Annotated in this window: 25 protein-coding genes and 1 riboswitch; of the genes, 4 read left to right on the forward strand and 21 right to left on the reverse strand. The window is 74.5% G+C overall.

What is annotated here, in order from left to right:
• The first annotated feature begins 54 nt into the window (after positions 1-54).
• Both ACLQ2U_RS13125 and ACLQ2U_RS13130 read left to right on the forward strand, forming a co-directional pair.
• Positions 55-660 (forward strand): winged helix-turn-helix domain-containing protein, encoded by a 606-nt coding sequence (locus ACLQ2U_RS13125; RefSeq protein WP_425750884.1) that lies wholly within the window; start codon positions 55-57, stop codon positions 658-660.
• Positions 657-2,054, forward strand: coding sequence for an MFS transporter (locus ACLQ2U_RS13130; protein WP_425750885.1), 1,398 nt, complete (start codon positions 657-659; stop codon positions 2,052-2,054). Before ACLQ2U_RS13125 ends, ACLQ2U_RS13130 begins: the two co-directional genes overlap by 4 nt.
• A gap of 85 nt (positions 2,055-2,139) precedes the next feature.
• Here ACLQ2U_RS13130 and ribH read toward each other — a convergent pair whose 3' ends face one another.
• The 7 genes from ribH to rpe all read right to left on the reverse strand — a co-directional run bounded on the left by ribH (position 2,140) and on the right by rpe (position 8,299).
• Positions 2,140-2,640: a 6,7-dimethyl-8-ribityllumazine synthase gene (gene ribH, locus ACLQ2U_RS13135; protein WP_425750886.1), complete on the reverse strand. Its 501-nt coding sequence runs from the start codon at positions 2,638-2,640 to the stop codon at positions 2,140-2,142.
• A 2-nt stretch (positions 2,641-2,642) separates the two neighbouring features.
• Positions 2,643-3,908: a bifunctional 3,4-dihydroxy-2-butanone-4-phosphate synthase/GTP cyclohydrolase II gene (locus ACLQ2U_RS13140; RefSeq protein ID WP_425750887.1), complete on the reverse strand. Its 1,266-nt coding sequence runs from the start codon at positions 3,906-3,908 to the stop codon at positions 2,643-2,645.
• Positions 3,905-4,600, reverse strand: a complete 696-nt coding sequence (pnuC, locus tag ACLQ2U_RS13145) for a nicotinamide riboside transporter PnuC (protein WP_425750888.1) — start codon at positions 4,598-4,600, stop codon at positions 3,905-3,907. The genes ACLQ2U_RS13140 and pnuC overlap by 4 nt, the downstream gene beginning before the upstream one ends.
• Complete coding sequence (locus tag ACLQ2U_RS13150; protein ID WP_425750889.1) at positions 4,600-5,211, reverse strand: riboflavin synthase; 612 nt, start codon at positions 5,209-5,211, stop codon at positions 4,600-4,602. The genes pnuC and ACLQ2U_RS13150 overlap by 1 nt, the downstream gene beginning before the upstream one ends.
• Position 5,212: 1 nt before the next feature.
• Positions 5,213-6,274, reverse strand: a complete 1,062-nt coding sequence (ribD, locus tag ACLQ2U_RS13155; RefSeq protein ID WP_425750890.1) for a bifunctional diaminohydroxyphosphoribosylaminopyrimidine deaminase/5-amino-6-(5-phosphoribosylamino)uracil reductase RibD — start codon at positions 6,272-6,274, stop codon at positions 5,213-5,215.
• A 150-nt stretch (positions 6,275-6,424) separates the two neighbouring features.
• Positions 6,425-6,596: riboswitch (FMN riboswitch) on the reverse strand.
• Between the two features lie 61 nt (positions 6,597-6,657).
• Complete coding sequence (locus ACLQ2U_RS13160) at positions 6,658-7,617, reverse strand: GGDEF domain-containing response regulator (protein WP_425750891.1); 960 nt, start codon at positions 7,615-7,617, stop codon at positions 6,658-6,660.
• 1 nt (position 7,618) lies between these two features.
• Positions 7,619-8,299: a ribulose-phosphate 3-epimerase gene (gene rpe / locus ACLQ2U_RS13165; RefSeq protein WP_425750892.1), complete on the reverse strand. Its 681-nt coding sequence runs from the start codon at positions 8,297-8,299 to the stop codon at positions 7,619-7,621.
• Between the two features lie 256 nt (positions 8,300-8,555).
• On the opposite strand from rpe, the gene ACLQ2U_RS13170 reads away from it, so the two are divergent.
• Both ACLQ2U_RS13170 and ACLQ2U_RS13175 read left to right on the forward strand, forming a co-directional pair.
• Positions 8,556-9,440 (forward strand): septum formation family protein, encoded by an 885-nt coding sequence (locus tag ACLQ2U_RS13170; protein ID WP_425750893.1) that lies wholly within the window; start codon positions 8,556-8,558, stop codon positions 9,438-9,440.
• Between the two features lie 76 nt (positions 9,441-9,516).
• Positions 9,517-10,407 (forward strand): septum formation family protein, encoded by an 891-nt coding sequence (locus ACLQ2U_RS13175; RefSeq protein WP_425750894.1) that lies wholly within the window; start codon positions 9,517-9,519, stop codon positions 10,405-10,407.
• Between the two features lie 8 nt (positions 10,408-10,415).
• Here ACLQ2U_RS13175 and ACLQ2U_RS13180 read toward each other — a convergent pair whose 3' ends face one another.
• The 14 genes from ACLQ2U_RS13180 to ACLQ2U_RS13245 form a co-directional block, all read right to left on the reverse strand.
• Positions 10,416-10,805 carry a PucR family transcriptional regulator gene (locus ACLQ2U_RS13180; protein ID WP_425750895.1) on the reverse strand — a complete coding sequence of 130 codons (390 nt, stop codon included), beginning with the start codon at positions 10,803-10,805 and terminating at the stop codon, positions 10,416-10,418.
• A gap of 28 nt (positions 10,806-10,833) precedes the next feature.
• Positions 10,834-12,390 carry an RsmB/NOP family class I SAM-dependent RNA methyltransferase gene (locus ACLQ2U_RS13185; protein WP_425750896.1) on the reverse strand — a complete coding sequence of 519 codons (1,557 nt, stop codon included), beginning with the start codon at positions 12,388-12,390 and terminating at the stop codon, positions 10,834-10,836.
• Positions 12,387-13,313, reverse strand: coding sequence for a methionyl-tRNA formyltransferase (fmt, locus tag ACLQ2U_RS13190; protein WP_425750897.1), 927 nt, complete (start codon positions 13,311-13,313; stop codon positions 12,387-12,389). Before fmt ends, ACLQ2U_RS13185 begins: the two co-directional genes overlap by 4 nt.
• Before the next feature lie 7 nt (positions 13,314-13,320).
• Entirely contained in the window at positions 13,321-13,881 is a 561-nt protein-coding gene (def, locus tag ACLQ2U_RS13195; protein WP_425750898.1) for a peptide deformylase, read from the reverse strand.
• A 43-nt stretch (positions 13,882-13,924) separates the two neighbouring features.
• Positions 13,925-15,196 (reverse strand): cytochrome P450, encoded by a 1,272-nt coding sequence (locus ACLQ2U_RS13200; RefSeq protein ID WP_425750899.1) that lies wholly within the window; start codon positions 15,194-15,196, stop codon positions 13,925-13,927.
• Positions 15,197-15,308: 112 nt separating this feature from the next.
• Positions 15,309-16,292 carry an AAA family ATPase gene (locus tag ACLQ2U_RS13205; protein ID WP_425750900.1) on the reverse strand — a complete coding sequence of 328 codons (984 nt, stop codon included), beginning with the start codon at positions 16,290-16,292 and terminating at the stop codon, positions 15,309-15,311.
• A 246-nt stretch (positions 16,293-16,538) separates the two neighbouring features.
• Positions 16,539-18,641 (reverse strand): primosomal protein N', encoded by a 2,103-nt coding sequence (locus ACLQ2U_RS13210; RefSeq protein WP_425750901.1) that lies wholly within the window; start codon positions 18,639-18,641, stop codon positions 16,539-16,541.
• A 59-nt stretch (positions 18,642-18,700) separates the two neighbouring features.
• Positions 18,701-19,891: a methionine adenosyltransferase gene (gene metK, locus ACLQ2U_RS13215; RefSeq protein WP_425750902.1), complete on the reverse strand. Its 1,191-nt coding sequence runs from the start codon at positions 19,889-19,891 to the stop codon at positions 18,701-18,703.
• A gap of 97 nt (positions 19,892-19,988) precedes the next feature.
• Positions 19,989-21,197 carry a bifunctional phosphopantothenoylcysteine decarboxylase/phosphopantothenate--cysteine ligase CoaBC gene (coaBC, locus tag ACLQ2U_RS13220; protein ID WP_425750903.1) on the reverse strand — a complete coding sequence of 403 codons (1,209 nt, stop codon included), beginning with the start codon at positions 21,195-21,197 and terminating at the stop codon, positions 19,989-19,991.
• A gap of 15 nt (positions 21,198-21,212) precedes the next feature.
• On the reverse strand, positions 21,213-21,476 hold the full coding sequence (gene rpoZ / locus ACLQ2U_RS13225; protein WP_007075826.1) for a DNA-directed RNA polymerase subunit omega: 264 nt from the start codon (positions 21,474-21,476) through the stop codon (positions 21,213-21,215).
• A gap of 47 nt (positions 21,477-21,523) precedes the next feature.
• Complete coding sequence (locus ACLQ2U_RS13230) at positions 21,524-22,054, reverse strand: guanylate kinase (protein ID WP_425750904.1); 531 nt, start codon at positions 22,052-22,054, stop codon at positions 21,524-21,526.
• Between the two features lie 25 nt (positions 22,055-22,079).
• Positions 22,080-22,397, reverse strand: a complete 318-nt coding sequence (gene mihF / locus ACLQ2U_RS13235; protein WP_425750905.1) for an integration host factor, actinobacterial type — start codon at positions 22,395-22,397, stop codon at positions 22,080-22,082.
• A 176-nt stretch (positions 22,398-22,573) separates the two neighbouring features.
• Positions 22,574-23,410: an orotidine-5'-phosphate decarboxylase gene (gene pyrF, locus ACLQ2U_RS13240; RefSeq protein ID WP_425750906.1), complete on the reverse strand. Its 837-nt coding sequence runs from the start codon at positions 23,408-23,410 to the stop codon at positions 22,574-22,576.
• 102 nt (positions 23,411-23,512) lie between these two features.
• Complete coding sequence (locus ACLQ2U_RS13245) at positions 23,513-24,787, reverse strand: adenosylmethionine--8-amino-7-oxononanoate transaminase (RefSeq protein WP_425750907.1); 1,275 nt, start codon at positions 24,785-24,787, stop codon at positions 23,513-23,515.
• Positions 24,788-24,831: the final 44 nt, after the last annotated feature.

A 24,831-nucleotide genomic window follows, 5' to 3' on the forward strand; every position in this document is an offset into this window, starting at 1 on the left:
GGCCATGGAAAGAGGGGTTTCGAAAGGAGCCTTTCGAAGGCTATCCTTCGATGCATGCCCGACCAGCCCGTCCGCGACATCACCGACCCGCAGGCTCTGCGGGCCATCGCCCACCCGCTGCGACTGCGCATCCTCGAGGCGGTGGGGCTGCACGGCCCGCTGACCGCCACCCAGGTCGCCGAGCACGTCGGGGAAAGCCCGGCGAACTGCTCCTGGCACCTGCGCCAGCTCGCGAAGTACGGCTTCATCACCGAGGCCGGCGGCGGCACCGGGCGGCAGCGTCCCTGGCGGCTGGTCACCGACGGCCACCGCTGGGGTGACGGGGAAGAGAGCCCGGAGCTGGCCCGGGCCGGCGACGCCGCGGCACAGGTCCTGCTGGAGATGGAGTACCGGGCGCTGCGCGCCTGGATGGCCGTCCGCCGGCAGGAGTCCCCCGCCTGGCGGGACGCCGGGTTCTTCAACCAGTTCATGACCTGGTGCACCGCCGAGGAGCTGACCGAGCTGAAGGAGGAGGCCACCCGGCACTTCGCGCGCTACCTGGACCGGCTCGACGACCCGGCGGCCCGCCCACCCGGGTCCCGGCCGGTCCGGCTGATGGCCTGGGGCGTGCCCGCTGTCGACGCGCGCGCCCACACCGACACGGAAAACGGGGAATCATGAGACAACTGCTGCGCCGGCCGGACTTCCGGCTGCTCCTCGTCGCGCTGACCGTCAGCATGGTGGCCGAGTCGGTCCTCATCCTGGCTCTGGGGATCTGGGTCAAGGACCTGACCGGCTCGGACGGCCTGGCCGGCGCCACCTTCGTGGCGCTGACCGCGCCGATGGTGCTCGCGCCGCTGGTCGGCTGGGTGGTGGACCGGGCGCCCCGCCGGTCGCTGTTCGTCGTGCTCAACGTGGTCACCGCGGTGCTGCTGGCGCCGCTGCTCACTGTCACCGACGGCGGCCGGCTCTGGATCGTGTACGCGGTGGCGGCCGGCTACGGCCTGTCGTACATCGCGCTCGGCGCGACGGTGACCGCGCTGGTGCAGGAGCTGGTGCCGACGGAGCTGCTGCCGGACGCCAACGGGGCGGTGCAGACCGTCAAGCAGGGGTTGCGGCTGGCCGGGCCGCTGCTCGGCGCCGGGCTCTACGTGCTGCTCGGCGGGTCGCTGCTGGCCGCCGCGTGCGCGCTCGGCTTCCTGACGGCGGGTGGCGTCGGGCTGCTGCTCCGCACCGCGCAGGCGACCGGCACTCCCGACCCGGTCGACGCCTCACCCACCGATCCGCCCCACGTCCCGTCCGCCGGGCCGGTGCCCGCCGACGCCGGGGGTGACCGCGCGGGCGGCGTTCTCGGCGCCGGTGTCCGGCACCTGGCCGGCGAGCCCGCGCTGCGCCGGGTGCTGATCGCGGCGGTCGTCGCCACCGTCGCGCTCGGCCTCGGCGAGACGCTCTGGTTCGCGTACGTGGACTCGGGGCTGGGTCGGGAACCGGCCTTCCTGGGCGTGCTGGTCTCCCTGCAGGGCGTCGGCGGCCTGCTCGGTGGGGTGGCCTCGGCGGCGCTGGTGCGCCGGTTCGGGGAGCTGACCACGGTGGCGTTCGGCGTGGTGGCGTTCGCCGCGGGGAGCGTGGCGCTGACCCGGCCGGCGCTGGGATTGGCGGTCGCGTCGAGCCTGCTGATCGGGGCCGGGCTGCCGGTCGCCATGGTGGGCACCATGACGCTGGTCCAGCGGCGCACCCCGGCCCACCTCACCGGTCGGGTCTCGGCCTCGCTGGACGCTCTGGTCAGCGGCCCGCAGGCGGTGGCCATCGGGGTGGGCGCCGTGCTGGTCGGGCTGGTCGACTACCGGGTGCTCTACGGGGTGATCGGCGCGCTGCTCGCCGCCGTCGCCGGCTACCTGGTCGCCGGCCGTCGCCTCACCGCGCCCGACCCGGGCCAGCCGGCGTCCGGATCCGGGCCGGAGGACCGGACCGAGCCGAGCCGGGCCGACCCGGAGCGGACCGGCTCCCCGCCGGTCGGCGGGGCGCCGACGACCACCGCCGTCCCGCGACTCCCCACCGGCGCCACCGCGGAATAGATCCACTCCGGAACGCCGATGTGGCGGTGTCCAGGGCCGGACACCGCCACATCGGCGGAGCGGGGGTCGATCAAGGCCGAGGCGGTCAGCCGCCGAAGCCGAGCCGGTGGGCGTTGGCCGTGGCCACGGCACGGATGGCCAGCGCCGCGTCGAGCGCCGCCACGGTCGCCGCCCAGCCCTTGTCCTCCGCCGAGCCGGGCAACCCGGCCCGGTCCCGGGCCTGCTCGATGGTCTCCACGGTGAGCACCCCGTGCGCCACCGGCTTCCCCTCGTCCAGCGCCACCCGGGTCAGGCCGTCGGTCACCGACCGGCAGACGTAGTCGAAGTGCGCGGTCGCGCCGCGGACCACCACGCCGAGGGCCACCACCACGTCGCAGCGGCGCGCGAGGGCCTGGGCCACCACCGGCAGTTCCACCGAGCCGGCCACCCGGGCGACCACCGTCCGGGCGCCGCACGCCTCGGCGGCCGCCACCGCCCGGTCGAGCATGTGGTCGGTCAGGTCGCCGTGCCAGCGCGCGGCGACCACCCCGACGGTCATCCCGGCGGCGTCCACCGTGGTCACCCCGGGCTCACCGAAACCCGCCATGTCTACGCTCCGATCTCGTCGCCGGCGACCGGGCGACCCAGCGGGGCCTCGGTCACCTCGTCCAGCTCGTCCAGCAGGTGACCCATCCGGTCCCGCTTGGTCCGCAGGTAGCGCACGTTCTCCGGGTGCGGCCGGATCGGCAGCCCCTCGCGGCCGATGATCGCCAGGCCGTACCCCTCCAGCCCGGCCCGTTTGGCCGGATTGTTGGTCAGCAGCCGCATGGACCGCACGCCCAGGTCGTAGAGGATCTGCGCGCCGGTGCCGTAGTCGCGGGCGTCGGCCGGCAGCCCCAGGTCGAGGTTGGCGTCCACGGTGTCCCGCCCCTGGTCCTGCAGCTGGTACGCCTGGAGCTTGTGCAGCAGGCCGATGCCGCGCCCCTCGTGCCCGCGCACGTAGAGCACCACGCCCCGCCCCTCCCGGGCCACCCGGGCCAGGGAAGCCTGCAGCTGCGGTCCGCAGTCGCAGCGCAGCGAACCGAACACGTCGCCGGTGAGGCATTCGGAGTGCACCCGGACCAGCACGTCCCGCCCGTCGCCGAGGTCACCGATGACCAGCGCGACGTGCTCGGCCGGGTCGTGCTCGGCGCGGTAGCCGAGCGCCCGGAACACCCCGTACGGGGTGGGCATCCGCGCCTCGGCGACCTGCTCGACCTGCTTCTCGTGCCGCCGCCGGTACGCCACCATGTCGGCGATGGTGACCAGGGTCAGCGAATGCTCGGCGCAAAACTTCTCCAGGTCCGGCACCCGCATCATGGTGCCGTCGTCGTTGACCAGCTCGCAGAGCACGCCCGCGGGACGCAGCCCGGCCAGCCGGGTCAGGTCGACGGCCGCCTCGGTGTGCCCGGGGCGGCGCAGCACCCCGCCCTCGCGGGCCCGCAACGGCACCACGTGGCCGGGGCGGGACAGGTCGGTGGGATCGGTGCCGGGGTCGGCGAGCAGCCGGATGGTGTGCGAGCGGTCGGCCGCCGAGATGCCGGTGCTCACCCCCTCCCGGGCGTCCACCGTGACGGTGTACGCGGTGCCGCGGCGGTCCTGGTTGGTGTGGTGCATCGGCGGCAGGTCCAGCCGGTCGCACTCGGACTCGGTCAGCGGCACGCAGATGTACCCCGAGGTGTAGCGGACCATGAACGCGACCAGCTCCGGGGTGGCCAGCTCGGCCGCGAAGATCAGGTCGCCCTCGTTCTCCCGGTCCTCGTCGTCGACCACGACGACGGGCCGGCCGGCGGCGATGTCGGCCACCGCCTGCTCGATGCTGGCAAAGGTGGTCATGCGACGACCTCCGAGTAGGTGGACGGAATCGGGCTGTGGGCCGACGGAGCGGCTCGCGAGGTGCGCCACCAGGCGACGAGGCCCCAGGCGCAGAAGGCGCCGTAGACCAGGTACATCGCGGCCGACGGGTAGAAACCGCCGCGCAGCAGCAGCGGCACGCCGACCGCGTCGACGGCGATCCAGATCAGCCAGAACTCGACCCAACCGCGGGCCATGCCGTAGGTGGCGAGCAGGCTGCCGGTGAGAATCCAGGCGTCGGGCAGCGGGCCCCAGGACCCGAGCGCGGCCAGCAACGGGTACCCGGCGGCGGTGCCGACGGCGGCGGCCAGCAGCAGCCCGAGCCGTTCCCGGCCGGTGGCCCAGCGCGGCGTCACCGCGGGCTGGTCACCGGCCCCGGCGCGGCGGTTGCCGGACCAGCGCCACCAGCCGTAGACGCTGACCGCGAAGAAGAAGACCTGCCGGCCGGCCTGGCCGTAGAGGTCGTGCGCCTGCGGGGTGGCGAAGACGCCGCCCAGGAAGACGGTGAACAGCAGCGCGTTGCCGATCATGCCGACCGGCCAGGCCCAGACCAGCCGGCGCAGCCCGAGCAGCGCGGAGGCCAGGCCGAAGACGTTGCCGACGATCTCCCGGACCAGCACCGGCGAGCCGGCGACCTGGACCTGGGCATCGAGCAGCCAACCGAGCGGACCCATCAGCCCTCACCTCCCGGCACGCGGGCGCCAAGCAGCCGCTCCACGTACTTGGCCAGCACGTCCACCTCGAGGTTGACCGGGGCGCCGACGCCCTTCGCGCCGAGCGTGGTGAGCTTCAGCGTGGTGGGGATCAGCCCGACGGCGAACCAGTCGTCGCCGACCGCGGCCACGGTCAGCGAGACGCCGTCGATGGTGATCGAACCCTTCTCCACCACGTACCGGGCCAGGGCGGCGGGGAGCCGGAAGCGGACCGTCTCCCACTGCGCGGCGGGCTCCCGGGCGACGACCTCGCCCACCCCGTCGACGTGCCCCTGCACCAGGTGGCCGCCGAGGCGGCTGCCCAGGGCGGCGGCCCGCTCCAGGTTGACCGGGTCGCCCGGGCGCAGCGCGCCGAGCGCGGAGCGGCGCAGGGTCTCCCCCATCACGTCGGCGGTGAAGACGCCACCGTCGACGTCCACCACGGTCAGGCAGACCCCGTCGACCGCGATGGAGTCGCCGTGCCGCGCGTCGGAGGTGACCAGTGGGCCGCGGATCGCGACCAGCGCGGAGTCACCCCCGGTGTCGGCGATCCGGACGACCTCGCCCAGCTCCTCGACGATGCCGGTGAACATGTCAGGCCTCCCTCTTCCGGGGCAGCGCGGTGATCCGCAGGTCGGGACCGACCTGCGTAACGTCGATGAGTTCCAGATCGATGGCGTCGGCGATGGTCGTCACGCCGGCGTCCAGCAGCGCGGTCGGGCCGGCGCCGAGCAGCTTCGGCGCGACGTAGCCGACCACCTTGTCGACCAGGCCGGCGGCGAGGAACGCTCCGGCCAGCCGGGGGCCGCCCTCCAGCAGGGCCGCCCGCACGCCGCGCTGGTGCAGCTCCGCGAGCAGCGCCGGCAGGTCGACCCGGCCGTCCGGGCCGGCCCCGACCTCGGCGGCGGTGGCGATCCAGGTCCGGGCGGCACCGTCGCGGACCCGGGCCTCCGCCGGGGTACGTCCCGCGCTGTCCACCACCACCCGCAGCGGCTGGCGGATGGCCAGCGAGCCGTCGCGCAGGTTCCGGGCGGTGAGCCGGGGATCGTCGGCCAGCACGGTGCCCACCCCGGCGATCACCGCGTCGACCGTGCCGCGCAGCGCGTGCACGTCGATCCGGGCCGCCTCGGAGGTGATCCACATGCTGGTGCCGTCGGCCGCCGCCGACCGCCCGTCGAGGGTCGCGGCGTACTTCCAGATCACGTACGGCCAGCCGCGGCGCATCGAGGTCAGCCAGGCGATGTTGCCGGCCTCGGCCTCGGCGCCGCGTACCCCGAGATCGACCTGGACGCCCGCGGCCCGCAGGGTGGCGGCGCCGCCGGAGGCGACCGGGTTGGGGTCCGGCACGGCGATCACCACCCGGGCGACGCCGGCCTGGATCAGCGCGAGGCTGCAGGGGCCGGTGCGGCCGGTGTGGTCGCAGGGTTCCAGGGTGACCACCGCGGTGCCGCCGCGGGCGCGCTCACCGGCCTGGGCGAGCGCGACGATCTCGGCGTGCGGCCCGCCCGCGTACGCGTGGAAACCCTCCCCGACGACCGTGCCGTCCGGATCGAGCAGCACGCACCCGACGACCGGGTTGGGGCTGGTGGTGCCGAGGCCACGGGCGGCGAGCACGACGGCACGACGCATCGCCTCGTCGACGGAGACGCCGGCCATGCCCCTGTCCTCTCACTCGCCGGTCCGCGCGCGGGCGGTACGGGAGGAGCCGCGGGCAGGCGGCGGCGGAATCCGGGAACGGCAGAGCCGGCCCCGGGGAGCCCACGCGGTGGCTGGAGTGCAGCGACCCACGCGGGCCCGCCCCGTCCCGCGCGCTGTCTCCCATCCGGACTTTCTGGGTGCGGGAATTCCCGCTCCCAACCGTCGGCCCCGGATTCTCACCAGGTCCACCGGGCGGCAGAGCCGTCCGGGTCGCGGGCTTACCACGGTCGGACCGTGGATCACCGCCGGTTCGGAATTTCACCGAGCCCCGCCAGCGCGTGGTGGGTACATGCGAAGTCTTACACGTTCGGTGGGGCGGTACGCCACCCCCGCGAGCTACCTCACACTCCGTCGGCGCGCCGCCTGTCCACCGCCACGTACGACCCGGGCTGGCTCTTGGCCACCGTCTTCATCTCCGAGGCGACGGCGATGGCGGCGAGCGGGTCGGTGAAGCGCTTCGTGGCGTCGGAGAGGGAGACCCCGATGGAGAGGGTGACCAGGGCGGCCCGGCGGATGTTGCCCCGGCGGTCCTTGAGCTCGACGAAACCGCGCTCCCGGTCGGTGGGGTCGTAGAGGGTGTCCGCGGACTTCTCAAAGTCGACCACCGCCCGCAAGGTGAGCGGGCGGATCTGCTCCGGGGTGCAGACGATGACGAAGTCGTCGCCGCCGACATGGCCGAGGAAGGCCGGCGGCAGGCCGATCGAGACCACCGCCCGGTGCAGGCTGCGGGCGAGCGTGGAGATGAACTCGTCGCCCCGGACGAAGCCGTACCGGTCGTTGACGCTCTTGAAGCGGTCGATGTCGATGTAGCAGACGGCGTAGTCGACGCCGCTGCGGACCCGGTCGCTGATCTCCCGGCGGATCCGGCTGTTGCCGGGCAGCCCGGTCAGCGGGGAGACCTCCCGGAACTCCTTGTTGCGCCGCAGCGTGGAGCTGACCCGGGCCACCAGCTCGGCGGTGTCGAAGGGCTTGACCAGGTAGTCGTCGGCGCCGGCGCTGAGCCCGTGCACCTTGTCCACGGTCATCCCCTTGGCGGTCAGCATGATCACCGGCAGGGCCGAGGTCATCGGGTCGGCGCGTAGCCGCCGGGTCAGCTCCAGGCCGTCGATCCGGGGCATCATCAGGTCGACCACGGCCAGGTCCGGCCGCTGCTGCTCGATCACCTCGAGCGCCTCCTGGCCGTCGCTGGCGTGGATCACCTCGAAGCCGTGCAACCGCAGGTTGAACTCGACGAAGCGAGCGATGTCCTCGTCGTCGTCGACGACCAGGATGATGTCGGGTCGGTCGCCGGCCGGGTCCATGTCAGGCCCCGGAGGCCGCGCGTTCCGCGAGCCCCCGCAGGCGGCGTACCGCCTCGGCCGGATCGGCGGCGCCGTAGACGGCGGTGCCGGCGACGAAGGCGTCCGCGCCGGCGGCGGCCGCCTGCTCGATGGTGTCGGCGGCGATCCCGCCGTCCACCTCGATCCGCAGCTCCAGGTGACCGCTGTCGACGTGCCGGCGGGCGGCGCGCACCTTGTCCAGCAGTTGCGGGATGAAGCGCTGACCGCCGAAACCGGCCTTGATCGTCATGATCAGCAGCGTGTCGAAGCTCGGCAGCAGCTCCAGGTACGGCTCGATCGGGGTGTCCCGGTCGATGGCCAGCCCCGCCTTCGCCCCGGCCGAGCGGAGGTCCTTGGCGAGCGCGACCGGATCGTCGCAGGCCTCGGCGTGGAAGGTGACGTTGTAGGCGCCGGCGTCGGCGTACCCGGGGGCCCAGCGCCGCGGATCCTCGATCATGAGGTGCACGTCGAACGGGAGCTGGGTCGCGGCCCGCAGGCTCTGCACCACCGGCAGGCCGATGGTCAGGTTGGGCACGAAGTGGTTGTCCATCACGTCGACGTGCAGCCAGTCCGCGGCGTTCTCCACGGCACGGACCTCATCGGCGAGGTGGGCGAAATCGGCGGCGAGGATGCTGGGCGCGACGATCGGCGACGGTACGATCACGGGGCCAGTGTACGAACGCGGCAACCCGCCGCGGACATCGCGGCGGCATCGGGAACGCGCTGTGACCCAGGCGTGACCAGTCGTGCAGAATTGGGCCCCACGGAACCGGAAACCGGACAGAAGGCCATCCGTTGCTGGCCGATCGACCGGAACGCGGCAACACTCCATCAGGGACGGTCTCTGTGCAGCAGGCCCGGTGGCGGGCGACGCCGTGCGGGCGCGGCGACCGGCCGTCATCTCCCGGGAAGGGCGGACGATGCGACGGTGGCTCGTGGCGCTGGCGCTGGCCGGCACGACGGTGGTGATGAGCGGCTGCGTGGAGCAGCACAGGGCCGACGGCGACCTGGTGGACGACTGGCCGGCGCTGCCCGTACCGCAACTCTTCGTGCCCGCCACCGACGCCTGCCTGCCCCGGATCACCGCGGTGGTGCAGGCCAGCACCTACGAGACCGTGAACTGCGCCCGTACCCACCTGGCCGAGGCGATCCATGTCGGCACCTTCACCGGCGTCGTGATCACCGGCGCCCGGCCCGAGCCCGGCTCGCCCGCGCTGCGCACCGCCCGGGCCGAGTGCGACCAGCGGTCCCGCGAGGTGCTCGGCGGGGACTGGCACTCCGCCCGGCTCACCATGAACATCGCGGTGCCCTCCGTCCCGGCGTGGGACGGCGGCGCCCGCTGGTTCCGCTGCGACCTCAGCGAGACCGACAGCATCGACAACACCCGGCCGGTCAACCGGACCGGCAGCCTGCGGGGCGCGATGATCGGCGACAACCCGCTCATCCACCGCTGCTTCGACCCGAAGCTGATCGGCAACAACCTGAACTACATGGCTCCGGTGCTCTGCACCGAGCCGCACCGCGCCGAGTTCGTCGGCGTCCACCTGGAGCGGGACATGACCTGGGCCGAGTTCGGCCGGGCCAACCAGCAGGTGCATCGGCGGTGCATGGCGCTGATCGCCACCTTCGCCGGGGTGCCGAACAACAGCGACCTGCCGTACCGGGCCGGCTCGATCTTCTATCCGCCGTCGCAGCGGGAGTGGGACGAGGGCGACCGGGGCATCCGCTGTTTCCTGTGGAGCGACGACCGGAAGCTGACCCGCTCGATGCGCGGCGCCGGGCCGAAGGGGCTGCCCGCCATCTGAGCTCTCGTGCCGTATGCTGCCGCACCGTGGCGCCCCCGGTCGGCGCCGCGATGACGGCGGCGGAGGGTCGGGTGCGATGCGGCGGTGGTGGACGGCGGTCGCGGTGAACGGCCTGGCGGCCCTGGCGCTGGCCGGCTGCGGCGTGCCGGCCGGGGTGGACCGGGACATCGCCGACGACTGGCCGGCGCTGGCCGCCCCGCGGGGTTTCGTCCCCACCGCCGGCGCATGCCACGTCGGCGTGCAGGACGTCGGCTACCTCAGCGGCTGGAACCCGGTCGACTGCGCCGAGCCGCACCGCGCCGAGACCCTGCACGTGGGCACCCTCACCGGCGCGAACGCCGGGCAGGGCACTCCCCCGGCGGCCGGTTCCAGGGCGATCCTCGCCGCCCGCGCCGAGTGCGACCGGCAGGTACGCCGGGCGGTCGGCGCGGACTGGCGCGCCGGCCGGCTCGGCCTGGCCCTCGTCTTCCCCTCCCCGCAGGCCTGGACCGGTGGGGCGCGCTGGTTCCGCTGCGACGTCAGTGAGATCAAGAGCCTCGATGAACCCGGCGCCAACCCCCGCACCGGCAGCCTCAAGGGCGCGTTGACCGGCGACAGCGGGCTGAAGCTGGGCTGCTTCAACCCGAAGGTCGAACGCGACGACATCGAGGCGATGGTCCCGGTCCCGTGCGCCACGAAGCACCATGCCGAGTTCGTCGGCGTGTGGCAGGCCCCGGCCATCAGCTTCGCCGAGTTCACCCGCACCAGCACCCGGACCCACAAGGGATGCCGGCAGCAGATCGCGAAGTACACCAAGGTCCCGAACAACAGCGACCTGCAGTTCCGCGCCGGCTCGATCTTCTACCACCCCAACGAGCGGGAGTGGAAGGACGGCAACCGCGGGGTGCAGTGCTTCCTCTGGGTCAGCAACCGCAACCTCACCCGCTCGCTGAAGGGCGCCGGCACCAGGGCCCTGCCGGTCCAGTGACCGCGGCGTTACCCGCCATCGCGCTCGTACAGCCGGAGCTGCAGGTGCACCGCCAGTCGCGCGTCCGGATCGGCCAGGTCCAGCCCGGAGACCTCCGAGAGCCGCCGCAGCCGGTAGCGGAAGGTGTTCGGATGCACGTGCACCGCGGCGGACGCCGCGTTCACGTCGCCGAACGCGTCGAGGTAGGCGCGCAGGGTCGCGAGCAGGTCGCCGCCGCGCGCCGCGTCGTGCGCCACCAGCCGCTGGTACGCCCCGGTCGGCGGCTGCGCCTCCGCGGTGACCAGATCCCTCAACTGCAGCAGCAGCGACTCGAAGTAGAGCTGGGCGTAACTGGCCGCGCCGGCCCCGTCCGAGCGGGCTCGCAGCACCCGTAACGCCCGGTCGGCGTCCGCCCGCACACGCCCCGGTCGCCGCCCGGAACCGCGGTCAGCCGCGCCGGAGCACCGCCAGGAACATCGCGTCCGTGCCGTGCCGGTGTGGCCAGAGCTGCACCGTGGGCCCGTCGCCGAGCCCCGGCATGCCGGCGGGCAGCAGCGGCCGGGCGTCGACGAAGTCCGCCGGCACCCCGGAGCGGCGGGCCGCCTCGGTCACCGTCACGTGCGTCTCCACCATGTGCGGGGAGCAGGTGACGTAGGCGACCAGGCCACCCGGCCGGACCGCGCGCAGCGCCGCGGCCAGCAGCTCACGCTGCAACCGGGTCAACGGCGGAAGGTCCGACGGCTGCCGCCGCCAGCGTGACTCCGGCCGCCGGCGCAGCGAGCCCAGGCCCGTGCAGGGCGCGTCGACCAGCACCCGGTCGAAATGACCCTCCGGGAGCTCCGGGTCGGCGCCGACCGTCCGCCCGTCGGTGGCCAGCACGGTCACCGGCAGGCCCCGGGTCGCCTGCTCCACCAGCCGGGCCCGGTGCTCGGCCACCTCGACCGCGGTCACCCTCGCACCCCGCTGCGCGGCCAGCGCGCCGAGCAGGCCGGCCTTGCCACCGGGACCGGCGCAGAGGTCGAGCCAGTGGCCGTCCGGGCCGTCCAGCGGTGCGGCGACCAGGGCGTGCGCCACCAGCTGGGAGCCCTCGTCCTGGACGTGCGCACGCCCGTCGGCCAGCGCCCGCAGGTCGCCCGGCGCCCCGCCCGAGAGGTAGACGGCGTACGGGGAGAAGGCACCGGGGGCCCCGCCGACCTCGTCGGCCAGCTCCACCGGGTTCGCCAGGCCCGGCCGGGCGCACAGGTGCACCGGCGGGCGTTCATTGTCCTCGATCAGCAGCCGGGTCGTCTCGCCGAGGTCGCCGCCGAGCGCCTCGGAGAAGGCTCGGACGATCCACTTCGGGTGGCTGTACGCGAGCGCCAGGTGCCCGATCGGGTCGGTCTCCATCGGCGGGGCGAGCTTCGCCACCCAGCCGTCGATGTCGCGGGTGGTGATCTCGCGCAGCACCGCGTTGGCGAACCCGGTGGCGCCGGGTGCCACCGCGCGCACCAGGTCGACGGTGGACGAGACCGCCGCGTGCGCCGGGACCCGGGTGTGCAGGAGCTGGTACGCACCGAGCCGCAGCGCGTCGCGTACCGGCGGGTCGATCCGCTGCACGTCCCGCCCGGCGGTGTCGGTGAGGATCGCGTCCAGCGTGCCGAGCTGGCGCAGCGTGCCGTAGGTCAGCTCGGTGGCGAAGGCGGCGTCCCGACCGGTCAGCCCCTCCTCGCGGAGGATCATCGGCAGGACCAGGTTGGCGTACGCGTCGTCGCGGTGCACCGCCGCGACCGCCTGGTACGCCGCCATCCGGGGCAGGTCGACGGCGGGCCGGACGGGACGACCGCCGCCACGCCGGTCGGCGCCGAACTGGCCGCCGCGCGGCCGCTCCGACCGCTGCCCGCCGAAGGACCGGTCCCCCGACCGCTCGGGCCCCCGCTGGGGCCGCTCGGAGCCCTGGCCGCCCGCGGGCCGGCCGGACGGCTGGTCGCCGTACCGCCGCTCGGACCGTTCCGACGGCCCGGTCACGCGAGTTCCTCCCCGGCGGCGATCCGGGTGCCCCGCGCCCAGTCGCCCGCCGGCATCGCCTTCTTGCCCGCGGCCCGCACCTCACCGAGCTGCACCGGGACGGTGGCCGTGCCGACCAGCACCCGGTTCCGCTCGACCAGCAGCTCGCCGGGCTTGAGCTGGGGCCCGTTCGCCACCGGGGTGACCGGGCCCAGCTTGACCCGGTCGCCGCGGAACGTCGTCCACGGGCCGGGCGCGGGGGTGCAGGCGCGGATCCGCCGGTCCACCGCGAACGCCGGGTCCGACCAGCGCACCCGGGCGTCCTCCACGGTCAGCTTCGGCGCCAGGGACACCCCGTCGGCGGGCTGCGGCTCGGCCCGGGCGGTGCCGGCCTCGATCGCGTCGAGGACCGCCACCAGCAGGCCGGCGCCGGAGTGGGCGAGCCGCTCCAGCAGGTCGCCGGAGGTGTCGGCGGGGCGGATCTCGTCGGTCAGCGTGCCGAAGACCGGGCCGGTGTCCAGGCCCTGCTCGAGCTGGAAGACGCTGGCCCCGGTCAGCTCGTCGCCGTGCAGCACGGCGTGCTGCACGGGGGCGGCGCCGCGCCAGGCGGGCAGCAGCGAGAAGTGCAGGTTGATCCAGCCGTACCGGGGGATCTTCAGGGCGGCCGGCGGCACCAGCGCGCCGTACGCGACCACCGGCACGCAGTCCGGCGCCAGCTCGCGCAGCCGGTCCAGGAACTCCGGGTCGCTCGGCCGGGCGGGGGTCAGCACCTCGACGCCGTGCTCGTCGGCCCAGGCGCCGACCGGGGAGCGGACCAGCCCGCGACCGCGACCGGCGGGCGCGTCGGGGCGGGTCACCACGGCGAGCAGCTCGTGGTGGGAGGCCGCGACGGCGGTCAGGGCGGGGACGGCGACGGCCGGCGTACCGGCGAAGATCACACGCACCGGCGGCTCACCGACCCAGGCCGAAGGGGCTGCCCGCGGCGTGCGGGCTGAGCTTGACGGTGGGCGGCGCGCCGGCGTCGTACCACTCCGCCTGGCGGATCGCCTTCATCGCCTCCTTGCGGCCGGCCTGGTCCAGCCGGTCGACGAAGAGCACCCCGTCGAGGTGGTCGGTCTCGTGCTGCACGCAGCGCGACATCAGCCCGGTGCCGACGATCTGCAGCGGGTCGCCGTAGCCGTTGAAGCCCTTGGCGACGACGTTCTGCCGGCGCTTGGTGTCGAAGTAGAGCCCGGGGATGGAGAGGCAGCCCTCCGGGCCGTCCTGCTCCTCCTCGTCGGGGAACTCCAGCACCGGGTTGACCAGGTGGCCGAGGACGTCGTCGACGTCGAAGGTGAACACCCGCAGGCCCACGCCGAGCTGGGGCGCGGCCAGGCCGGCGCCGCTCTGCTCGCGCATCGTGTCGGTGAGGTCGGCGATGAGCCTACGCAGCTCGACGTCGAAGTCGACGACCGGATCGGCCGGCGTGCGCAGCACCGGATCCCCGAACAGACGGATGGGCTGGACGGTCACTCGGTGTGGCTCCTTCGGCTGGGCGGTCTGCTGCCGTACCAGTCTACGGAGTGCCGGGGGCCGCTCCGGCCGGCGTACCGCGATGAGCGGCCGTGGCCTGCGTGTCGATGGTCACCGGCAGGGTCTCGTAGCCGCGCAGGGTCAGCCGGGTCCGGCGGCGGGGCCGGCCGGCGAGGGCGAGTCCGGGCAGCCGGCGCAGCAGCAACGGGAAGGCGACCTGCGCCTCCAGCCGGGCCAGGCCGGCGCCGAGGCAGTAGTGCGGCCCGGCCCCGAAGGAGAGCGGGTGGACCTGCGGGCGCCACGGGTCGAACCGCTCCGGCTCCGGGTAGCGGCGGGGGTCCCGGTTGGCGGCGCCGAGCAGCAGCAGGGCCCAGCTGCCGGCCGGCACGTCCACCCCGCCCCAGCTCGTGGCGGCGGCGCTGACCCGGGTGGTGAGCTGCACCGGCGAGTCGTGGCGCAGCAGCTCCTCGACGTACGCCGGGGCGAACTCGGGGTGCTCGCGCAGCACCCGGGCCTCCCGCGGCTGGTCCAGCAGCACCACCAGGCCGTTGCCGAGCAGGTTGGTGGTGGTCTCGAAGCCGGCGACCAGCAGCACCACCAGGTTGGCCAGCAACTCGTCACCGGAGAGCCGGTCGCCGTCGGTGTCGTGCACCTGGACCAGGGCGGTGGTCAGGTCGTCGGCCGGCGCGCGGCGGCGGGCCTCGACCAGCTCGGCGAAGTAGTCGCGCAGCTCGGTCGCGCCCCGGTCGGCGACGGCCAGCTCGGCCGGGGTGATCTCCGGCTCCAGCACCCCGGTGAGGTCGGCCGCCCAGCGCCGGAACAGCGGCCGGTCGGCCGCCGGCACGCCGAGCAGCGCGCAGATCACCCCGACCGGCAGCGGGTACGCGAACTCGGCCATGAAGTCGACCGGCTCCCCCGCGCGGCTCCGCGCGACGATCCCGTCGATCAGCTCGCCGGCCTGGGCCTCGACCACGTCCCGCATCGCGGCGATCCGGCGCGGGGTGAAGGCGCCCGCGGCGAGGCGGCGCATCCGGCTGTGGTCGGGCGGGTTGGTGCGCAGCATCGACCGGGAGATCGACGCGACGGCCGGGCTGTCCCGCCAGCCGGGCAGGAACTGGTCGCGCAGCTCGTCGTCCATCACCCCGAATTGAGGGTCACGGAGGATCTCGTCGGCCTCGGCGTAGCCGGTCACCACGAAGAACACCGGCCCGGCCTGGACCACCGGCCCGTGGGCGCGCAGCCGCTCGTACGTGGGGTAGGGGTCGATCCGGCCCTGCCGCGACATGAGCAGGGCGAGCGCCTCGGCAGCGTCCATGACCGGCCTCCGGAGTCGATGCGTCGGAGGCTCCATCATGCGCGCCCGGGCGCGGGGCGGGCGACCCCGTGCGGCCGTCGGCCGGGGCGTCCCGGGCGCGTGGGGGTGGCGCTCAGGCGCCGCTGCCGGGCTCCCCCGCCAGCACCGCGTCCCCGGCGAGCAGGGCGTGCTCGGGCAGCGGCAGCTGGATGCCGTGCGCGGCCTGCCAGTCGTAGACGATGCCCGGCCGGACGTGGGTGGCGAAGTAGTCGACCGCGCTCATCCCGCCGACCACCGGCTCCTCCACCTCGGCGACCAGCTGGGCCGGCACCAGGTGGAAACCGTTCTGCAGGGCGGCGCTGAGCCGGCGGTGGCCGTCGACCACGAAGAAGTACTCACCGGTGTAGCCGATCCGCAGCGGCTCCAGGGCCTCGTCGCCGGCCTCGGCCACCTCGCCGACGAACTCCGAGTCCCAGAGCCCGCGCAGGGTGGCGATGTCCTCGGTCGGGTAGACCCGGGCCGGGTCGAGCAGCAGCAGCGGCGGCGCGGTCTGCAGGACGTCGGCGCCGAGCCGGCCCTCGTACGCGTCGATGATCCGCTCGATCACCTCGGGCGCCGACGCCCGGGTGGTGTCGCAGATCAGGTCGTAGTTGCGCAGCCGGGCTTTGTCCACGCCGTAGCGGACGATGAACCGGCCCCGCTCGCTCTCGCTGCGCTCCCTGAGCTTGGCCGTCGCCTCCTCCAGCGAGGTGTAGCTCTCGGCCGGGCCGGAGGGACGGGCGAGCACCCGGCGGGCCGCCTCGCCCGGCTCGGTGATCATGTGCACCTTGAGCGCGTCGGTGAAGAAGTGCCAGGCCAGCCGCGAGTCCATCACCAGCGACTCGCCCGAGGCGGCGATGTCCCGCTGGAGCTGGTCGACGTAGCCGTCGACGGCCTGGTCCAGCTCGGCGTGCAGGTTGAGCTGGAGGGCGGTCATCTGCCGCTCCTGCGCCATCTGGCGGTAGAGGTCGCCGACGCTGACCCGGCGCAGGCCGAGCCGCTTCGCGACCTCGACGGAGACGGTGCTCTTGCCGCTGCCGAGGTCACCGTTGAAGACGATCGATTGACGAACGGTCACGACTGGTCCACCCCTGCTCACCGGCTGATTGACATCATCGATATGGCGTCGGATCGACGCGCTCCGCCATCGTCGCGCCATCCGTGCGCCCGGGCATGACGGGCGATGCTATCACGCGGCCGCCAGCGGTTTACCGCACGCGGTGTGCGTCGACCGGCCGCCCGCGCGGGGCGACCGCCGTGCCGGGTGCCGCGGATCACGGCCGCGACGGCGCCCGGTCCTCCGCGACGCCGGTCGGGTCGGCGCTCAGAACAGGCTCAGCGGGTCGACCTGGAGCCGGACCGGGTCGGCGGCCTTGCGGGCGCTGCGCACCCCGGCCGCCAGGTGCAGCGCCTCGGCCAGGGCGGCGGCCCGGGCGCGCGGCACCCGGACCAGCATCCGCTCCCGGTCCTCCTCGGCCGGGACCGGGCCGAGCACCTCGGCGCCGTCCGGGAGCCGGGCCTCGGCGAGCAGGTCGGCCACCGCCTCGGCCTGGCCGGTGACGCTGGCCATCTTCATCGCCGGCGGGAACCCCAGTTCCCGTCGCTCGGCCAGCTCCCGGGCGGCGAACCAGCCCGGGTCCCAGCGCAGCAGCGCCTGCACCGGGGCGAGGGCGCCGTCGGCGACCACCACCACCCGGCCACCGGCCGGGGCGGGGCGGGCCAGCGCGGCGGCGGCCAGCCACCGGCGCAGCGTCTCCTCGCCGGCGCGCAGGTCGGCCCGGGTGAGCAGGGCCCAGGAGTCCAGCAGCAGCACCGCGCCGTAGCCGCCCTCGGCGACCGGCTCGGCGCCCGGGGTGGCGATCACCAGGCCGGCGCCGCCGGGGACGCCGGCCAGCACCCCCTCCCGCCCGGAGGTGCGCACCGGCACCCCGGGGAAGGCCCGGCCCAGCTCCTCGGCGGTGCGCCGGGCGCCGGTGACCGCGGCCCGCAGCCGCCGCCCGCCGCACTCCGGGCAGGCGTACGCGGCGGCGACCCGGCCGCACCAGCGGCAGGCCGGCACCCCGTTGGCCGACGGTAGCGCCAGCGGACCGGCGCAGTGCGGGCAGCGGGCCGGGGTCCGGCAGTCGGCGCAGGAGACCGACGGCAGGTAGCCCCGACGCGGCACCTGCACCAGCACCGGGGCGTCGGCGCGCAGGGTGTCCCGGGCGGTGGTCCAGGCCAGGCTGGGCAGCCGGGCGGTCGCCGCGCCGGGGTCGCGGGCCAGCTGCGGGTCGTCGCCGGTCGGCGCGATGGCCGGGGTACGCGCCCGCAGGGTCGCCCGGTCGGCGACCACCTCGCGGGCCCATCCGGTCTCCACCAGCAGCTGCGCCTCGGCGGTCCGGGCGTATCCGCCGACCAGCGCGGCGGCCTCGGCGAGCCGGGCCCGGGTGAGCAGCACGTCCCGCGCGTGCGGGTAGGGCGAACGCGGCTCGGCGTGCAGGTCGTCCCCGTCGTCCCAGATCGCCACGAGGCCCAGGGCGGGCACCGGGGCGAACATGGCGGCCCGGGTGCCGATCACCACGGGCACCTCGCCCCGGCGGGCGGCGAGGAAGGCCCGGTAGCGCCGCGCCGGGCCGAGCGCGGCGGAGAGGCAGACGTGCCGCGCGGGGCCCAGGGTGGCGGTCAGCGCGGCGTCGAGCCGGTCCAGGTCGCGGGCGTCGGCCACCACGACGACCGCGCCCCGCCCGCTGGCGACGGTGGCGGCGACCGCGTCGGCGTACCGGGCGGCCCAGTCCTCCCCGGCCAGCGCCGACCAGACGGCGCGGGGGGCCCGCCCGTCGGTGAGCGCCCGCAGGAGTGCGGGTCCGGTCGGGTAGTCGCGCCAACCGCGCGGGTCGATGCTGGGCCGCGACTCCGGCAGCGCGGCGTGGGTGGGCGTCGCGACGGCGTCGCTGGCCGGCAGGGCCGCGTCGGCCGGCGGCGCCGTCGGCACGGCGGGGTCGGCGGGCGGCCCGGCGGCGTCGGTGGGCGGCGCGGAGTCGACGGGCGGCTCGGCGGCGTCGGTGGGCGGCGCGGAGTCGACGGGCGGCTCGGCGGCGTCGGTGGGCGCCGGCGGCGGGGTCGCTGGGGCCTCCTTCTCGACCCGGGCGTGCCGCGGCGGCACGGCCAGCCGGAGCACGTCGGCGAGGCTGCCCGCGTACCGGTCGGCGACCGCCCGGGCCAGCCGGGCGATCTCCGGCGCCAGCACGGGTTCCGGGGAGACCACCTTTTCCAGGTACGCCAGCCGCCCGCCGTGCCCGGAGCCGTCGGCGCGCTCCAGCAGCCAGCCGTCGACCAGCTGCCCGGCGAAGCGGACCTTCACCCGGACCCCGGGCACCGCCTCGGCGTCCAGCTCGGCCGGGACCAGGTAGTCGAAGGGGCGATCGAGGTGCGGCAGCGGCACGTCCACGCAGACACGAGCGACCGGCGACCCCTCGGCGGGTCGCCGGTCGCTGCGCCTGGTGCCGGTCAGGCTCCCGCGGCCGACTTGAGGTCGGCGGCCCGGTCGGTGCTCTCCCAGGTCAGGTCCGGCAGCTCGCGGCCGAAGTGGCCGTACGCGGCGGTCTGCTGGTAGATCGGGCGGAGCAGGTTGAGGTCCCGGATGATGGCGGCCGGGCGGAGGTCGAAGACCTCGGTGACCGCCTTCTCGATCGAGGCGACCGGCACGGTCTCGGTGCCGAAGGTCTCGATGAAGAGGCTGACCGGGTGCGCCTTGCCGATCGCGTACGCGACCTGCGCCTCGCACCGCTCAGCCAGGCCGGCGGCGACGACGTTCTTGGCCACCCAGCGCATCGCGTACGCGGCCGACCGGTCCACCTTCGACGGGTCCTTGCCGGAGAAGGCGCCGCCACCGTGCCGGGCGTACCCGCCGTAGGTGTCGACGATGATCTTCCGGCCGGTCAGCCCCGCGTCACCCATCGGACCGCCGATCTCGAACCGGCCGGTCGGGTTGACCAGCAGCCGGTAACCCTCGGTGTCCAGGCCGAGGCTCTCCAGCTCCGGAGCGATGACGTGGTCGCGCACGTCGGGGGTGAGCAGCGAGTCCAGCGAGATGTCCGCAGCGTGCTGGCTGGACACCACCACCGTGTTGAGCCGGACCGGGCGCAGGCCCTCGTACTCGATGGTGACCTGGGTCTTGCCGTCGGGCCGCAGGTACGGGATGGTCCCGTCCTTGCGCACCGCGGCGAGCCGGCGGGCCAGCCGGTGCGCCAGCGCGATCGGCAGCGGCATCAGCTCCGGCGTCTCGGAGCAGGCGAAGCCGAACATCATGCCCTGGTCGCCGGCGCCCTGGGCGTCCAGCGCGCTCTCCGACGACCCGGTACGCAGCTCCATGGCGTTGTCGACGCCCTGGGCGATGTCCGGCGACTGGGCGCCGATGGAGACGCTCACGCCGCAGGACGCCCCGTCGAAGCCCTTCTTCGACGAGTCGTACCCGATCTCGAGGATGGTCTCCCGGACGATGGTCGGGATGTCGGCGTACGCCTTGGTGGTCACCTCGCCGGCGACGTGCACCTGACCGGTCGTGATCAGGGTTTCCACCGCAACCCGGCTGTGCGGGTCCTGCGCGAGCAGGGCGTCCAGGATGCCGTCGCTGATCTGGTCGGCGATCTTGTCCGGATGGCCTTCCGTCACCGATTCGGACGTGAAGAGACGTGTCACGGCACTCCTAAGAACTTGAAGACTCTTGAAAGGTCGCTCGCGGCAGTTTAGTCACCGTGCCTCGAGGGTGGCGCGGGACGGTGAAGGTGACCAGCGTTCAGGACCCGTCGGCCAGCCGAGCCACCGCGAGGTCCCAGACGGCATCGGCGAGGTCCTCCTTGGACTGCTCGGGCATCCGGCTGACCGAGCCGTCCGCGCCGATGACTGTCGCCGTGTTGGTCTCGGCCCCGAAGACCTTGTTCGGGCCCACCTCGTTGATGACGATGAGGTCCGCGCGCTTGCGCGCGAGCTTGGCCCGGCCGTTGGCCTCCGCGTCGCCGGTCTCGGCGGCGAAGACCACCAGCACCTGTTCCGGTCGGCGGCGTCGGCCCAGCTCGGCGGCGATGTCCGGGTTGGTGACCAGCTCGATCGTCGGGGCGCTGCCGTCGTCCGCCTTCTTGATCTTGCCAGTCGCGTAGGTCGCCGGCCGGAAATCGGCGGGAGCCGCCGCCATCACCACCGCGTCCGCGTCGGCCGCCGCCTCCAGGGTTGCCTTGCGCAGCTCCTCGGTGGTGCCCACCCGGACCAGGTCGACGCCGGCCGGGTCGGCGAGCGCGACGTTCGCCGAGACCAGGGTCACCCGGGCGCCCCGGGCGACGGCCGCGCGGGCAAAGGCGTACCCCTGCTTGCCGGAGGAGCGGTTGCCCAGGAAGCGGACCGGGTCCAGCGGTTCGCGGGTGCCGCCGGCGGTGACCACCACGTGCCGGCCGGCGAGGTCGGCGGGGGCGTCGACACCTCGGGCGAGGGCCCGGCGGGCCACCGCGAAGATCTCGGCCGGGTCGGGCAGCCGGCCCTTGCCGCTGTCCGCTCCGGTCAGCCGGCCCACCGCCGGCTCGATCACGCGTACGCCCCGGCCGCGCAGCGTGGCGACGTTGGCGACGGTGGCCGGGTGCTCCCACATCTCGGTGTGCATCGCCGGGGCGAGCACCACCGGGCACCGGGCGGTCAGCAGGGTGTTGGTGAGCAGGTCGTCGGCGAGCCCGTGGGCCGCCTTGGCCAGCAGGTCCGCCGTGGCCGGCGCGACCACCACCAGGTCGGCCCGCTGGCCGAGCCGGACGTGCGGCACCTCGTGCACGTCGGACCAGACGTCGTCCGCGACCGGCTGGCCGGAGAGCGCCGCCCAGGTCGGCGCCCCGACGAAGCGGAGCGCCGACGCGGTCGGCACCACCCGGACCCGGTGGCCGGACTCGGTGAGGAGCCGCAGCAGCTCACACGCCTTGTAGGCGGCGATGCCGCCGCCGACCCCGAGGACAATCTCGGCGGGCATCGGCGTGCGGGGGTGTTACGGCTGGTCGGTCGGCTCGGCGGTGAGCAGGCCCGCGTTGATCTCGCGCATGGCGATGGAGAGCGGCTTCTCCTGCGGGGTGGTCTCCACGAGCGGGCCGACGTACTCGAGCAGGCCCTCGCCGAGCTGGCTGTAGTAGGCGTTCACCTGGCGCGCGCGCTTGGCAGCGAAGATCACCAGCGCGTACTTCGAGGTGGTCTTCTCGAGGAGCTCGTCGATCGGCGGGTTGGTGATGCCCTCGGGGTTGGCGATGGATCCCACGAAATACCCTCTGCGTCTGAAGTGTCCGCGCGAGCGCGGCTGGTCGCTCAACCGCGCAGGCGCGGCCGGGCGGGAGCCAGATAGGAAGAATCGAGCAAGGTTACCAGCTCGTCGACGACCCGCTCGATCAGGTCGTTCGTGACGGTGTGTCCGATCGTGGCGACGGCCGGGTCCGGACGGCCGCCCGGCGGTACGAGCAGGACCAGGCGGACGTCGGGCACGGTCGCCCGGACGGCGAGCGCGCCGGGCAGGTCGAGCGGGAGCAGCACCGGGCGACCTTCGGCCAGCCGGGTCCGCAGCGGCTCGCGGGGCGTGCCCCGCCGGTACGGCCCCACCCGCGACCACTCCAGCAGCTCGCCGGCGGCCACCATCCGGTCGAAATCGGCCGGGTCCCGGAAGAGCCGGTCGACCCCGTCGGACTCGCCCGGACGGGGCGGACGGGTGGTCACCGGCACCGGCACCCACACGGACGGAGAACGCGCCCGGACCAGCTCAACGACACCGCCCCGGCCGGCACCCGAAGGTCCGGACAGGACGGTGAGCCGAGCCGCCGGGCGCGCCTCGTCATCCGTGCTCACCGCTTGTTTCTACACGCTGCCGCGTTCAGTTGGCGGCGAACTCTCCAAGCAGAGCCTTGCGCTGCTGCTCGCCCAGGCCGCGCAGGCGACGGCTGTCGGCGATCTTGAGCTTTTCCATGATCTGGGTTGCCCGGATCTTGCCGATGCCCGGCATCGCCTGCAGGACGGCCGAAACCTTCAGCTTGCCGACGACGTCGTCGGACTCGGACCGCTCAAGGACGGCGGCGAGGGTGGTCTTGCCCTGCTTGAGCTGCTCCTTCAGCTCAGCACGGGCCTTGCGGATCTCCGCAGCCTTCTCCAGCGCGGCAGCGCGCTGCTCGGGGGTCAGTGACGGGAGCGGCACCAGTTCTCCTCAGGTCCCTATCGCGACGGCGGAACGCGCCGCCGCTCTGTGAAACGTGGTGTCGCTGGCAACCAAAGGGGTCCATGGTCCCAGCGCGGGGAAAACTAGCGGTCGTCGGCGCTTTCGGCAACGTGGGCGCGCGATGATCAACGTAAAGTGACCGAGCCGTCAGTCAGTCAGGACGCAGCCAGGACGGCCTGGCAGTCGGCCTGCGCACGGTCCGCGGCGGCCCGCAACGCGGCCACGTCGGGGCCCGCGTTCAGCACCTCCCGGGAGTACGAGGGCAGCACCGCGGGCAGGCTGGAACCGAACACGGTCCGCAGGTCCGCCGCCGTCGCACCCTGCGCCCCGAGCCCCGGCGCGAGCAGCGGACCGTTCACGCCGGAGAGGTCGTGACCGGTGTCGCCGATCGTCGCGCCGACCACCAGCCCGAAGCTGCCGAGCGGCTCCGCACCCCTGTTGAGCTGGGAAATCTCGTCGATCACGGTCTGCGCGACGGTCCGTCCGTCGGCCGTCCGGGCGCGCTGGACCTCGGCCCCCTCCGGGTTCGAGGTGAGCGCCAGCACGAAGACGCCGCCACCGTGCGTGGCCGCCAGTTCGAACATCGGCGCCAGCGAGCCGACCCCCAGGTAAGGGCTCGCGGTGACCGCGTCGACATACATCGGGCTGGATGGATCGAGGTACGCCGAGGCGTACGCGGCCACCGTCGAACCGATGTCGCCGCGCTTGACGTCAAGCAGAACGAGCGAGCCGGACTCCCGTAACTGTCGGATAGTTGACTCTAAAATGCCGACACCCCGGGCCCCGAAGCGCTCAAAAAAGGCCGACTGGGGCTTGATCACCGCAACCCGGTCACCGAGCGCCTCCGCGACTGTCCGGGCGAACCGGTCCAGCCCCTCGACGTCGTCCGGCAGGCCCCAACGGGCCAGCAGCCCGGGGTGCGGGTCGATGCCCACGCAGAGCGGCCCCCGCTCGGCGACCGCCCGGTGCAACCGGGCTCCGAAGCTCTCCATCCGCGTCTCTCTCCTCACGCTCCCGCTCGGGGCCCGCGTCGGCCGGAGCCCCGTCCTGCCTGTCCATCCGGCGGCCCGCCACCGGCGGTCCCCCGGCCCACCTCAGCCGGCCTTGACCGCCGCCGCGACGCCGGCCGTGATCCGGGCCAGGTCCGCGTCGTCGGTCACGTACGGCGGCATGGTGTAGACCAGATCGCGGAACGGCCGCAGCCAGACCCCCTGCGCCACGGCGGCGGCGGTGGCCGCGGCGATGTCGACCTGGTGATCCAGCTGCACCACGCCGATCGCGCCCAGCACCCGCACGTCGGCCACGCCGGGCGCGCCGCGCAGCGGCGCCAGGCCGGCGCGCAGCCCGGAGCCCACCCGGGACACCTCGGCGGCCCAGTCGCCGGCCCGCAGCAGCCCCAGGGACGCGTTGGCCACCGCGCAGGCCAACGGATTGCCCATGAACGTGGGCCCGTGCGCCAGCACCCCGTCCGCCGAGATGCCCCGGGCGATCTCCGGCGTGCAGAGCGCGGCGGCCAGGGTCAGGTAGCCGCCGGTGAGCGCCTTGCCGACGCAGAGCACGTCCGGGCTCACCCCGGCGTGCTCGGCGGCGAACATGGTGCCGGTCCGCCCGAAGCCGGTGGCGATCTCGTCGAAGATCAGCAACACCCCGTGCTCCCGGGTCACCTCGCGCAGCACCCGCAGGTACCCCGGCTGGTGGAAGCGCATCCCGCCGGCGCCCTGCACCACGGGTTCCACGATCACCGCGGCCAGCTCGTGGGCGTGCCGGGCGACCGCGTCGGTCAGCGCGCCCACGTACGCCGGGTCGGGCGGGTCGTCGAAGCCGCCCGGCGGCACCGGGGCGAAGACCTGCCGGGGCAGCACGTCGCCCCAGATGTGGTGCATGCCGCCCTCCGGGTCGCAGACGCTCATCGGGTGGAACGTGTCGCCGTGGTAGCCGCCCCGCCAGGTGCCCAGCCGGCGCTTCTCCGGCCGGCCGGCGGCCCGCTGGTACTGCAGGCACATCTTGATGGCGACCTCGACGCTCACCGAGCCGGAGTCTGCGAGGAAGACGTGTTCCAGCCCCTCCGGGGCGAGCTCCACCAGGGTCTCGGCGAGCCGCACGGCCGGCTCATGGGTGAGCCCGCCGAACATCACGTGGCTCATCCGGCCAAGCTGGTCGGTGACCGCCGCGTCGAGCACCGGGTGCCGGTAGCCGTGGATCGCCGCCCACCAGGACGACATCCCGTCGACCAGGTCCCGGCCGTCGGCCAGCCGCAGCCGGACCCCCTCGGCGCTCTCCACCACGTACGGCGGGTTGGCCGGCGGCGACGCCGCGTACGGGTGCCAGACGTGCGCGCGGTCGGCGGCGACGATCTCATCAGGCGTCACGGCGCTCCCTCGGTATGGTGGTGTCTTCGGTGCCGGCGCCGCGG

The sequence above is a fragment of the Micromonospora sp. DT47 genome (genome assembly GCF_049844475.1).
GTDB lineage: Bacteria > Actinomycetota > Actinomycetes > Mycobacteriales > Micromonosporaceae > Micromonospora.